The sequence below is a fragment of the Bacillus cereus group sp. BfR-BA-01356 genome, assembly GCF_022663635.1.
GTDB classification, from domain to species: domain Bacteria; phylum Bacillota; class Bacilli; order Bacillales; family Bacillaceae_G; genus Bacillus_A; species Bacillus_A cereus.
The window spans coordinates 1-11,862 of record NZ_JAKUFX010000161.1 but is presented as its reverse complement, the minus strand read 5'-3'; the positions used below and the strand labels follow the sequence as shown (position 1 = coordinate 11,862).

Here is an 11,862-nt window from a genome sequence, read left to right as displayed (position 1 = left end):
TTTTATATGTTTTAGGAAGCTGAAACATATTGATATGTAAGGGATTATAGTACTTATCTATAACAAAAACGGTTTTAAAGATAACAAATTTGGTTTCATCTATAACAAAAACGGTTTTAAAGATAACAAATTTGGTTGCCTATCTATAACAAAAACGGTTTTAAAGATAACAAATTTGGTTTCATCTATAACAAAAACGGTTCTAAAGATAACAAATTTTATTTCATCTATAACAAAAATGGTTTTAAAGATAACAAATTTGGTACATGATATATATTTTTATAAATTTAAAAAGATTAAGTTTCATTATTTTAGTATTCTACATAATTATGTTATGTAGAGTACTTAGATATTTTACAGTGGGAAATCCAGTATAAGATTTTGAAAAAAAATTAACTATAACAAAGTAATTTTGTTTGTTATAGTTAATTTAGCAATAGGGGTAGGAAAGGAATGACGTATGTAGATATGTCTATAAATCAAGATTTACAAATTAAAGAGAATAATATTGTCTCCAAATCAAATACTTTGATTGAAGCTAATTCACGTTTGAATTTAGTTGAACAAAAAATGTTACTTTGTTTGGCTAGTAATATTGAACCCAACGACCGGGATTTTAAAACATACACATTCCCAATTAAACAATTTCATGATTTACTTGGTTTGAATGGATCTACTAAATATACAGAGTTAAGTAAAATTACAAAGGAACTATTATCTAAAGTAATTGAAATTCGAGCAGGAGAAGAATTAATTCAAGTATCTTGGCTTTCTTCAGCAATTTACAATAGAAATAAAGGGACAATTGATATGCGTTTCGATCCTTTATTGAAGCCATTCTTATTAGAACTAAGTAGCAAATTTACAAGCTATAGACTGGCTAATGTTGTTAAATTAAAAAGTACATATGCTATACGTATTTATGAACTACTTAAGCAATATGAAGATTTAAGGGAACGTACAATTAGTCTAGAAAATTTAAGGTATTACTTAGATGCAATGGATGTATACCCTAACTATGCAAATTTTAAGCAACGTGTGTTGAAGCCATCTCAAAAAGAATTAAATCAAAAAACTGATATTTCTTTTGAATTTGAGGAAATTAAACTAGGTAGGAAAGTCCAAAAAATTAGATTTATCATACGTTCTCAGAAAAAGAAAGATTCTGATTTAGTTCATTTTGAAAAGAAGTTAGATAAATTTCAACAGCCAAATACATTTGAACAAAAAATTAAGCGATTTGAAGAACGTTGTAAAGAAAAAGTGTTTCCTAAAGTGTTTGAAAAATGGGCAGTACATAAAGAAATTGTATTAGAGATAATTGAGGATATACGTTTTCGTTCAGATATTGAGTCACCAATCGGTTATGTTGAATTTATTTTAAACTCCCGATTAAAAGAACTTGCTGATAAAAAAATATTAAACGAAAGTAATCAAAGTGAAGATAAGTCTAATAATAATTTAATAGAAACTAATACTATTATAGATTCAGTTATTACTAAATATTCAACATCTACAGGAGCTGTAGCTACATTTTTAGTTAAAGATACAGCAATTGAGGAGTTAGTGAGAGTAGTTACATTAGAGGAAGCTGAAGTTATTTGGAAAGAACGAGAAGAGTTTATTATGGATAAAATTTATAGATTCATTAAAAGAAATAGAAGTAAGAAAAAATACTAGTATTACATAAAAAAGTTTTTTCATTCAGAAAGAATTTTTTTAGTGCTAAAATCTTTTAAAGCTCAATGTATTATGTTTTTGTATTTTCTCAATTTTTGGAGTCGAGAAAACATTATCACTTCTGAAAGAACCCACATGCCAGTGGGTTCTTTTTATTTCTTTGAATTATTCATCACTTAACATCCTTATGGAATGTTTGAAGAGACATTAAAGTTGATCTTTTTAGTCATAACATTTCAATTAATATAAAAAGGATTCAGCTTTTATATTTCATTTGAATTTTTTTAAAGTGCCTTCATAATTAGCAACGATAGAATACATAGTATTATTTTGAGAAACTAGATAGAGTATTCCTTGATAAGTACCATCATCATATGGAATAGATTTAGGTATTTTTATTACATTTGGACCGAGAGGAGAATTCGGGAATATTTTAACACAGCTTTTTACGTATTCATTTGTTTCTACATTTTGTGTGACATTTTTACATCCTCCGAAGTATCGATCATGTTCATCAGCATGTGCTGAGATTCCTCCTATAACTAACCCACCTAATGTTAATGCACTTACCACAATTTTTTTAAACATATAAATATAATCCTCCTTTTTTAAATTAAATACCACATTTTATTCTACATTTTTATCTGTATTTTTAATTTATTGTTTTCCGACAGAAGACTCCTTCCTCAAAAATGTGAAGGTGTGAAACACCAATTTTAGGTGGGAGATGAATGTCGGTTGGCATAAGCCAACATGTTTGCTATCATTTACTTGTACAGATTGCTCTTTGAAAACTGAAGATATGAGGTTGGTTGCAGAAAAACGTTGCAACCGTAAAATCTTCAACGTTCTTTTGCCCCACGTTTGCCGAAGTTGCGAAAACCAAGCTAAAGTAGGAAGCGTGATGAGTAGTTCAAGGTTTATTACAATACCCTGTAGGTAACAAACCATAAATTCAATTATTCTGCGTTTAACTATAGAAAGAAAGCAAAAGCCCCCGTATCATAATTGTTGGCGAGATAAATCACAAGAGGGGGGCGCTATGTCTCACTTACTAGGGGTCACCATATCAAAAAAAGAAAATTCTACATTTAGATATAAAATAAACACAATTTAATCAATTCCCTGTATGTTAAGGAATCAGTTAACAATCTCCAAAAACATATTTAATAGTATCTTTTTTAGAATCGTTCAAGTAATATTTTATTGGAGTCGAATTGCTTAGTTTTACAAATACAATTTATATTTGGAGGCCATTCTTTTTCATGAGTAATTTCCAATGTTAAATAGTTAATTAATAATTTTTTTCCACTAGATGCCAAAGGGTGTTTTAAAGAATAATTAATAATTTCAGTGCAAATAAGATTGGCTATTAAACTAATGTATGGACCTATGGCAGTAGTAATTGTTTTAGATTCTAACTCTAATAATTTTTCTTTTTTCAAGGAATTGTTTCCTAGTAAATCGTGATAAAAACATTCTAAACAAGGTGTCTGATTAGGAATGCTAGTTAAAATTTGACCTGTCACACACCCCAATCCACCTGTTATAAGGGGAATATTCCTTATCTGTGAAAATAAATTAGACCATAATTGAATATATATAGGGGGGGAATCTGCTGCACAAACTAAAATATCAATATCCTCAGGGAATATCTCTAATAAATCTTCTACACTATTTATGCTTTTTGTGAAACCTGTTATAGAAATCTCATCATTGAAAGCTTTAATATTATTTATAGCTGATTTCACTTTATATTCACCTATATCAGATAATTTATATAAAAATTGTCTATTCAAATTTTTATATTCAATTTTATCAGGGTCTACTACATAAATAGTATTTACGCCTAACCCTGCCAATTGTAACAATAAATTACTTCCCAGTCCCCCAAGACCAATAATCCCAATTTTTAATTCTTGTAATTCTTTTAAAATGTTCCCTGCTGAATTATCCATAGAAGAAAAGTTCGAAAAGAAATGAAGATTTGTTAAATGTCGATTATTATCTATATTAGGATTAGGTAAGCACTGTTCTACATGACCGTAATTATTTAATTCTTTAATAGTATCCCATACATCTTGTATGGTTAATGAAGGGAATTTAGAGTGTAATATTTTAAAAATTTCTCTTACGCTCTTATTTCCATCTAATAAATTAAGAAGTTCTTTAAGAAAACCATCACTATCTTTCAATACACTCATAAAGTTTCGATCTTTACCAATAATAATTTCTGTATCACTTATATAAGTGACAGGATGTATATCTTTTATTTTATAAAACATGATAAAAAACACCTCAATTTATAAGATTTAAAAAAGGTGCTTTAAGAATTAAATTCTAAAACACCTTTTTTAAATCTTATGTTCCTCCTGTAGTACCTCCAAAAATCCAATCCCAAAAACCTGATCTTTGATCAATTCTTTCAATATCGATTTTATTCATGTGAACTATTCACCTGCCTTTATGTAAATAATACCATTTTTAACTTTATCTTTCAATAGTGAATTTTCTATATATTTTTATAATTATAAAACATATAAACCTAATATAAGAATTCGATATTTATGGGATTGAAGTATAGGGTTTGTTTGTAAAATTTTGATATCAAAAGAAAACTTAAAGAAATTCTATTAGGGGATGTCATATGTTTAAAAAACTCTGAAAATATAAACTGAATTTGAAGTAAACTAGGAAATTTTGATATGCGCTTTAAGCAATTAATGAAAAATGCCTCCTATATAAATACAGGGGGCATCATTTTAGTTTTTATTCAATTCAACTGGATTTTTCAGTTGAAATTCAAATATCTCGTACTTTAAAAACCGTATAAATTAGGTAATTAAAATTTTAATATGCTAAAGAAAAAAACATCCAAAAAAACTAAATTTTATAGATTTTTCAAATTAAATATGTAATTAAATGTAAAATTGTAATATAATTATTACTAGTTTCTTACAAAATAATTCACAACCTTTAAAAGGAGGAATGCTGTATAAGTAAATATTTAATCTTGTTAATAATAGAGCTTTTATCTTTAGGGCACTCTTTACCGTCAGTTTTCTGATTATTTAAAAGTTTTAATTAACCACCATAGAGCACCAATCATAACTACAATTTCAAATACAATCAATGCTGTATTAGCTTTCTTTTTTTTGAACTCTTTTAGTAAATTGAGTAAAGCGACTATAAATAAAATTATAAAAAATAAAGCCAAAAGAATATTCATTCAAAAACCTCCCGAAATTTCAATATTTTAACTTTATTATACATTAACTTAATACATATAATACCTAAAATTTATATATTTCTAATAGAAAACTAAGGAGAGAAATATGAAAAAATTATGTTTATCTATAATTTTAGTATTTTTATTCATAACTTATTTTCCATATAAGGTTGTTAATGCGACAGATCATCAATATTATACTTTTTTATTAAAAGATGAAAAAAACTTTAGTGATATTAAGAGACTAATAGATAATACCAATGGGAAAATCATTTACGAAGTAAGGGAACTTGGTCTTTTTCAAATAGAAGCTTCGTCAAAAACTGTGTCCCAAATTGCTCAAAGTCCACTAATTGAAACATATAATCCCTCTTTAAGATTAAAGGTATTAGAAAACGAGAAAAATGTAACCGTTTCAAAAAAAACTGAAGAACGTTCAGCTTGGGATTTACAGTGGGACATGAAACAAATAACTAACAATGGAGAAAGCTACAAATTATTTTCAGGTACTAAAAATGTGACTGTAGGTATCATTGATTCAGGAATAGATGTAAATCATCAAGATTTACAAAACAATATAGTTCCAGGATCTAAAAACCTAGTTCCTATGGGAGGATTTCAAGGAGCTGAGCCCTATGAAACTGGAGATCCTAATTATTTAAATGATAATTTAGGACATGGTACGCATGTGGCAGGTCAAATTGCAGCAAATGGTATTGTTAAAGGTGTTGCTCCAGGAATTGGAATCAAGTCTTATAGAATTTTTGGTAAAAAATCTTCAGAACTAGTTTGGGTTATTAAAGCAATTGTGGAAGCGGCAAAAGATAATAACGATGTTATAAACTTAAGTTTCGGAGAATATCTGGTTAAGGGTGCTAAAGTTATTGATGGAAAAAAACAAACTGGAGATTTAGCAGAGATACAGGCATACCAAAAAGCAATAAATTTTGCGCATAAAAAAGGAAGTGTTATTGTAGCTGCAGCTGGTAATGATGCTCTCAATGTAAAGGATAAAATTCAAATGACAAGCTTTTTACAACAGAAAATGAAGAATGATAATGTAAATTATATAGGTGAAATATTAGATGTCCCTGCTGCCTTATCTAAGGTAATCACAGTTGCCTCTGTGGGTCCATCCGATGAATTATCTCTTTTTTCTAATTATGGTTTAGGTTTTATAGATATTGCTGCTCCAGGTGGAGATTTTAGGTTGTTAAAAGAAAATAATCCTGATGATTATAACAAATTTGGGTTATTTATGAAGGAGCAAATTTTGAGTACATGGCCAAATAATGATTATTTTTTTACTTCTGGTAATTCAATAGCATCTGCGAAGGTCTCAGGAGCAGTAGCATTGATTATTGACAAGTATCATTTAAAAAATCAACCTAATAAATCTACTAGATTTCTTTATAAGTATGGGGTTAATAAAAGAGATGATACTAGCTTATACGGAAATGGAACGTTAAATATATATAAAATGTTATCTGAATAAAAAATATTGAAAATATTTAGAGATATGATAATATATAGAATGTGGCAAACAAACAAAAAAAGTAATTGGAGGAATTAAATTGAAAAAAGGTATTATTTTAACAACTACTATGGCGTTAGGTTTATTATCAGCGACTGCAGTGTCGGCTAATTCTGATGTTTCCTATACACCTAAAAACATGGAATCAGCTACTGTCGAAAAATCAGGCGACATTGAAGAAAGAAGCTGGGCTCAAGTTGGACGATTTGCTGGAGAAGCAGTTGCATGTTGGGGTGTAGGGAAAGCGCTTGATTGGGCTGTTGATAACGTTAAAGAAGGTGCTGCGAGAAACAAAGGAGCAGGTGTAGATACTAGTTATAAATTTGGGATGAGTAAATTAGATAGAGAAAATTTCCAAGAAGCATTCGGAAGATAAAAGTTAATCTGAAGACCATTAAACATTATAAATATAATGTTTAATGGTTTTTTTCTCGAAATAGTTAAAGGAGGTTAATAATGAATATGGTTAAAAAAAACATTGTTTTTACCAGCTGTTTTTTCTTATTGTCTGCAATTTTTATAGTACATTTTACAATCACTTTTTTTTATAATGCTCCTGAAACACCAATAAAACAAATGTATTTTTCACAAATTAATAATTATATGAATCCGCTTTTTAAACAAAATTGGAGGTTATTTGCACCTAATCCAATTAGTAGCAACCAACATCTATGGACAAGAGGTGAAATAATAAACGAACAGGGAGAGAAAAGTTTTACGGAATGGGTAAATGTGAGTGAACCTTTAATAACAGCGGTACATAAAAATAGATTTACCCCAATGAGATTAATATCAGCCACAAACTCTTCAGTTATTGGACAAGTAGTAAATAAATATAATAGGGACCCTGAAGAATATAAAAAGGATATTAATATAAGTAAATCTGATCTGAATAAACTACCATCAGATCTTTTAATTCTTCATAGGATCGCCTGTGATGCATTAAAAAAATCTTATCCAAATGCTAAATTAGGAAATGTAGAAAATAGGATAGTGATAACTAGCTTTAAAGAATTTACTGGAATAAATGACGAAGAAAGTAACAAAGAAGGAAAAGAAGGAAAAGAAGGAAAAGAAGGAAAAGAAGGAAAAGAAGGAAAAGAAGGAAATGTACTTTATTTAGATATACCAACCTTACCGTATACAAAGGTAGTGTCTTTTTAAAAGGAGGATTGTTTAATGGAGAAATCTGTTAGTTTTTCAGAGAAATTTAATGGTTTTTTGAAATCAGTTAGTAATGAACAACATCTTATTGGCGCTAGTTTAGTTAGGATAGGTTTTGGGATACATATATTATATTTTTATGTTCTACAGATATTCCAAAAGGATTTTTTATGGGGAGCCAATGGAGTTTATCCATGGGAGGTTTTTAGCAAGGATATAAAAATAGATAACTTTTCGATTTATTCGTTATCTAATTCACCTGTCTATTTTAATATTATATTTTTCACTGGAATTTTAATAGGGGTTTTATATCTTATCGGATATAAAACTAGATTCATTGGAATTTTAAATTTTATATGGATATGGTCACTATATGAAAGGAATCCGTATGCTCTTGATGGAGGAAACAATATATTAATAATTTGTTTATTTTATCTTTTATTTGTAAATACTAGTGCATATTTTTCGTATGATGCAATGAAAAGTAACAATGTAGCAAAACAAAAAAATAATCGTTATTTAGCTTTACTTCATAATTTCGGTGTGCTTGCATGTATTGTACAATTAATGGTCTTATACTTTGCTTCTGGTTTGTTTAAAGTTCAAGGTAAGATGTGGGTACACGGTACAGCACTATACTATGTAACACAAGTCAAAGAATATAGTTTACCAAGCATTGCCCCTTTAATTTATGAAAATCCTATAATTTTTACAGTAGGTACATATGCCACAGTGATCTTTCAGCTAGCTTTTCCTTTTTTAATTTGGAATAAAAGAACAAAGTGGTTAATGGCTATAGGTTCTATTATGTTTCATATAATGATAGCAGTATTAATGGGCTTAGTTGCGTTTGGATTAGCAATGATTACAATAGATTTAATATTATTTGATGATAAGTCTTACATTAAATTAAAAAATAAATTAACTAATTTAAATAATAGAATTAAGAGTATATTTAATAAACGAGTACAAAAACTACAACAAAATACAGTGATAAAAAGCCAAAAAATTATAGTACTTTACGACGGGTATTGTCCTATGTGTAAAAACGTTGTTACTAAGTTAAAAAAGGTCGATACATTTAACTTACTTATGTTTAAATCTTTTCGGGAATATTCTAATTCAGAAGCTGAAATTGGAATATCTCTTACAACGTTAGAAAAACGTATGCATTCTAGAAAATTAAAAGAGGAAAAATACGTTTCAGGTATTGATTCTGTAATACAAATCTGCAAAAGGGTTCCGATTATGTGGGGAATACTTATCTTTCTGTATTTAGGGAAATTTATGGGTATCGGCCAGCTAACTTATGATTTTATTGCAAAAAGACGTATGATTGTTCCTGTTGGTCATTGTGAAAATGGTATATGTGAAAGGAAATTATAAATCAATCCAATAACCAAAAAACATTGTAAAAAAAAACAAAATATGATATAATTTTCTAGAAATCGTTAAAACTGCAATATTTTAAAAATTCTCTTCAAATATTTGAAGAGAATTTTTTTTTAGTTTAGTAGAGGACTTATATTGTGACAATTTATTTTTGACATAGTATTTAGTTACATCTAAATTTAATATTATCTAGTTTATAACTCAAAAAGGAAAATGTAACAAAAACTATATTTATTTTATAAACCAAATAAATAAGATTGAATCCGAAAATCTTATTTAAAGGTTTTAAAATTAGGATACTGAAAGAAAATAGACAATTCTTATTGGCCTTAATCTGCCTTAAACCACGCTTATTAATATAAATTTACTCGTATTATTTCCTTGTTATATGCATAAACACACCTTATAAAGTAGAATTTTCCATTTACACTAAACGGTTAGTACACAGAATATAAGAAACTTTCAGCTCCAATTCGTTATGAGTTAGTTGCTACTTTGTTTTCTTCATATTCTTTCAGTATTTTATAGAAAGTATTTTTCTTTAGTTCAAGTAAATCCATAAATTGGACACCTGTTATTTCTCTATTTTTCCATTTTGGAAAAGTTTCTTCTATTATAAATAGTTGCTTTGTGCTTAATGTTGAAAGGTTAAGTTGAGGACGTCCTAAATGTTTTCCTTGAGATTTAGCTACAGCAATACCTTCCGCTTGTCGCTGACGAATCTTTTTACGTTCTTGATCCGCAACATAGGAAAGCAAAGATAAAAATTGATCTTCCATTAATCGGCCCATATCACCCATCTCACGAAATTTCCGACTATCAAATAATGTTTCATTTTCTAAAACTACGATATCAGCTTGTAATTCTCTTGTTATATACTTCCATTCTGAAATTACCTCATCATAATTGCGGCCCATACGATCTAAGGCATCTATGTAAACAATATCACCTGTACTTAATATTTTTCGTAATAATTGATATTGAGGGCGATCAAAATGTCGTCCACTTGCTTTATCGACAAAAATGCGTCGAGCTTCGACTCCTCGTTCCATCATCTTATGTAACTGACGTTGTTCATTTTGATCTTTTGTACTTACACGTATATATCCATAAATATTTGCCACGTTTTGTATTCTCCTTACATTTGTTACCACAATTATACCATTTTTGTTTATAAAGGTATTCATTGAAAATAAACGTTTATAAAATAATTCGAACCACCTTTGTAAACTTGATGTTTCAACGTTTCATAGATAGGGCTCCTGCGTTTGTAAAGGTATACCTTTTTAAACGGTTAAAAAATCTCAACCTAATAAAGTAATTTTTTTAGACTATCTTTATGTTTTCGCATTCACCAATAATAAGTATTCTGTAGATTTTATCAATACCTAAATACCTCTAAAAAATATATATTTTAGTAAATGATGCTTATTGGAAAAGGGGCTAATGAACATGAAGATAAAAAAGAGGCAATTGGTAGCAACTATATATCCAGGTCAGTTATTTAGTACTGCAACTTTACCCGAAGGCACGAGTTTTTTGAAATGGGAATTAGCAGGTAGCGGTGATTTAGATGATATTCTTTTTGACGTAATGGAAGATAAATTCTGGGACATAGATGACCTTATTTTTAGTGATGTTTTACACGAAAATCGAACTGAAGTAGTACAAAATAAAGAACTCTACATTGATAATGTTCGGAATGCTACATCATTAGTTGGCATACACATATATGCTTTAATTTATGAATAAAGACGCCGCAATATTTCTCAATACCCATTTTTTTCTACAAATTGTATATTTTAGTTAGGTTGCTGTAGTAACCTAACTAAAATATACAATTATTATGAAATGGGGAATGGATATGGAAACAAAATCGACAGTAGAGATTGCAAGAGTAAGATCAGGTAAAGAGCCACAACCAGGACAGAAAAATCGTTCAAGTGGAAACTTTAGTACTGAGAATCTTCCTGCAGGAACAAAATATTTGAAATGGGAGGTTATAGGAGGCGGAGATCCGGACTTTATTAGCTTTAATGTAATGGAAGATAAGTCCGCTGCAACGGACCCTACTCATTTCTCTGGTGTATTAAGTGGCAATCGGACAAGTGTTATATCAAAAAGATCTCTTTATATTGCTAACCCTAAAAATGCTACCTCTGAATTTACTGTAATCGTATCTGCTATGGTTCAATAAGTAAAATCAAAAAGGAGACTACGAAATATTTTTTTAGTCTCTTTTTTATCGGTTACTTCTTCGCTCTTTCTATTTAACTTATTTAGAAAGAATAAGATTTTTTGATAATTGGGGAAATAAAGTTTCTTATGTCGACGGACACGCGATCCTAATACATAAAGAATATTCCTGTGATTTTTTCCATATAGGTGTATCTTATAATCAATAAAAAAATTCAAATTTATGATACACCTGTATGAGGAAAGGTTTTTGATTTAATAGGGAAAAATACTATAGGGAGGAATAAAACATGTCTTTGAAAAAGAAGTTAGGTATGGGAGTCGTTTCAGCCGCTCTTGGTTTATCTTTAATTGGTGGGGGGACATATGCGTATTTTAGTGATCAAGTTGTGACGAATAACACATTAGCAGCGGGGACATTAGATCTTGCTATGCAGCCTACCACTTCTCTCAATTTAGATAATTTAAAACCTGGGGATAAAATTTTAAAGAAATTCAATTTAAAAAATAGTGGTACGTTAGATATTAAAGATGTTCTAATGAAAGTGGATTATACTGTAAATGTCAAGATAAACATGTACATTTTCGCTTGTTTAAGCATGTACAAAATCAATCATTTTCTTTGCTAAAATGATCTTTAATTCGATAGGATTGTCCTACAATACTG

Annotated in this window: 11 protein-coding genes and 1 pseudogene; 8 read left to right on the top strand and 4 right to left on the bottom strand. The window is 29.0% G+C overall.

Annotated features, from left to right (window positions below; all coding sequences use genetic code 11):
* The first annotated feature begins 468 nt into the window (after positions 1-468).
* Positions 469-1,680, top strand: a complete 1,212-nt coding sequence (locus tag MR168_RS29715; RefSeq protein ID WP_024927989.1) for a replication initiation protein — start codon at positions 469-471, stop codon at positions 1,678-1,680.
* Positions 1,681-1,950: 270 nt separating this feature from the next.
* Here MR168_RS29715 and MR168_RS29710 read toward each other — a convergent pair whose 3' ends face one another.
* The 3 genes from MR168_RS29710 to MR168_RS29700 form a co-directional block, all read right to left on the bottom strand.
* Complete coding sequence (locus tag MR168_RS29710; RefSeq protein WP_000473548.1) at positions 1,951-2,268, bottom strand: hypothetical protein; 318 nt, start codon at positions 2,266-2,268, stop codon at positions 1,951-1,953.
* Positions 2,269-2,861: 593 nt separating this feature from the next.
* Positions 2,862-3,965: a ThiF family adenylyltransferase gene (locus MR168_RS29705; protein ID WP_000499443.1), complete on the bottom strand. Its 1,104-nt coding sequence runs from the start codon at positions 3,963-3,965 to the stop codon at positions 2,862-2,864.
* A 782-nt stretch (positions 3,966-4,747) separates the two neighbouring features.
* On the bottom strand, positions 4,748-4,909 hold the full coding sequence (locus tag MR168_RS29700; RefSeq protein WP_001023533.1) for a hypothetical protein: 162 nt from the start codon (positions 4,907-4,909) through the stop codon (positions 4,748-4,750).
* A gap of 106 nt (positions 4,910-5,015) precedes the next feature.
* Here MR168_RS29700 and MR168_RS29695 point away from each other — a divergent pair, with 106 nt between their 5' ends.
* The 4 genes from MR168_RS29695 to MR168_RS29680 all read left to right on the top strand — a co-directional run bounded on the left by MR168_RS29695 (position 5,016) and on the right by MR168_RS29680 (position 8,993).
* Complete coding sequence (locus MR168_RS29695) at positions 5,016-6,404, top strand: S8 family peptidase (RefSeq protein WP_000732035.1); 1,389 nt, start codon at positions 5,016-5,018, stop codon at positions 6,402-6,404.
* A 79-nt stretch (positions 6,405-6,483) separates the two neighbouring features.
* Entirely contained in the window at positions 6,484-6,819 is a 336-nt protein-coding gene (locus tag MR168_RS29690; RefSeq protein ID WP_000715299.1) for a hypothetical protein, read from the top strand.
* A gap of 80 nt (positions 6,820-6,899) precedes the next feature.
* Positions 6,900-7,607: a DUF5819 family protein gene (locus tag MR168_RS29685; RefSeq protein WP_001057583.1), complete on the top strand. Its 708-nt coding sequence runs from the start codon at positions 6,900-6,902 to the stop codon at positions 7,605-7,607.
* Between the two features lie 15 nt (positions 7,608-7,622).
* A complete protein-coding gene (locus tag MR168_RS29680) occupies positions 7,623-8,993 on the top strand; it encodes a DCC1-like thiol-disulfide oxidoreductase family protein (protein ID WP_000415787.1) in 1,371 nt (456 codons plus the stop codon).
* Between the two features lie 482 nt (positions 8,994-9,475).
* Here the strand turns inward: MR168_RS29680 and MR168_RS29675 are convergent, their stop codons facing one another.
* Positions 9,476-10,153 carry a recombinase family protein gene (locus MR168_RS29675; protein WP_003275920.1) on the bottom strand — a complete coding sequence of 226 codons (678 nt, stop codon included), beginning with the start codon at positions 10,151-10,153 and terminating at the stop codon, positions 9,476-9,478.
* Between the two features lie 298 nt (positions 10,154-10,451).
* Between MR168_RS29675 and MR168_RS29670 the strand changes: the two genes are divergently transcribed.
* The 3 genes and pseudogenes from MR168_RS29670 to MR168_RS29660 form a co-directional block, all read left to right on the top strand.
* Positions 10,452-10,751 carry a hypothetical protein gene (locus MR168_RS29670; RefSeq protein ID WP_000694313.1) on the top strand — a complete coding sequence of 100 codons (300 nt, stop codon included), beginning with the start codon at positions 10,452-10,454 and terminating at the stop codon, positions 10,749-10,751.
* A gap of 112 nt (positions 10,752-10,863) precedes the next feature.
* Entirely contained in the window at positions 10,864-11,196 is a 333-nt protein-coding gene (locus MR168_RS29665; protein ID WP_000448698.1) for a hypothetical protein, read from the top strand.
* Positions 11,197-11,485: 289 nt separating this feature from the next.
* Positions 11,486-11,758: pseudogene (locus MR168_RS29660) on the top strand (TasA family protein); the annotation flags it as partial.
* Between the last annotated feature and the right edge of the window lie 104 nt (positions 11,759-11,862).

Excerpts from the sequence above, each read along its gene's own strand:
- MR168_RS29715 (WP_024927989.1), top strand. The coding sequence starts at position 469 with ATGTCTATAAATCAAGATTTACAAATTAAAGAGAATAATATTGTCTCC.
- MR168_RS29670 (WP_000694313.1), top strand. The coding sequence starts at position 10,452 with ATGAAGATAAAAAAGAGGCAATTGGTAGCAACTATATATCCAGGTCAG.
- MR168_RS29680 (WP_000415787.1), top strand. The coding sequence starts at position 7,623 with ATGGAGAAATCTGTTAGTTTTTCAGAGAAATTTAATGGTTTTTTGAAA.
- MR168_RS29695 (WP_000732035.1), top strand. The coding sequence starts at position 5,016 with ATGAAAAAATTATGTTTATCTATAATTTTAGTATTTTTATTCATAACT.
- MR168_RS29665 (WP_000448698.1), top strand. The coding sequence starts at position 10,864 with ATGGAAACAAAATCGACAGTAGAGATTGCAAGAGTAAGATCAGGTAAA.
- MR168_RS29705 (WP_000499443.1), bottom strand. The coding sequence starts at position 3,965 with ATGTTTTATAAAATAAAAGATATACATCCTGTCACTTATATAAGTGAT.
- MR168_RS29710 (WP_000473548.1), bottom strand. The coding sequence starts at position 2,268 with ATGTTTAAAAAAATTGTGGTAAGTGCATTAACATTAGGTGGGTTAGTT.
- MR168_RS29685 (WP_001057583.1), top strand. The coding sequence starts at position 6,900 with ATGAATATGGTTAAAAAAAACATTGTTTTTACCAGCTGTTTTTTCTTA.
- MR168_RS29700 (WP_001023533.1), bottom strand. The coding sequence starts at position 4,909 with ATGAATATTCTTTTGGCTTTATTTTTTATAATTTTATTTATAGTCGCT.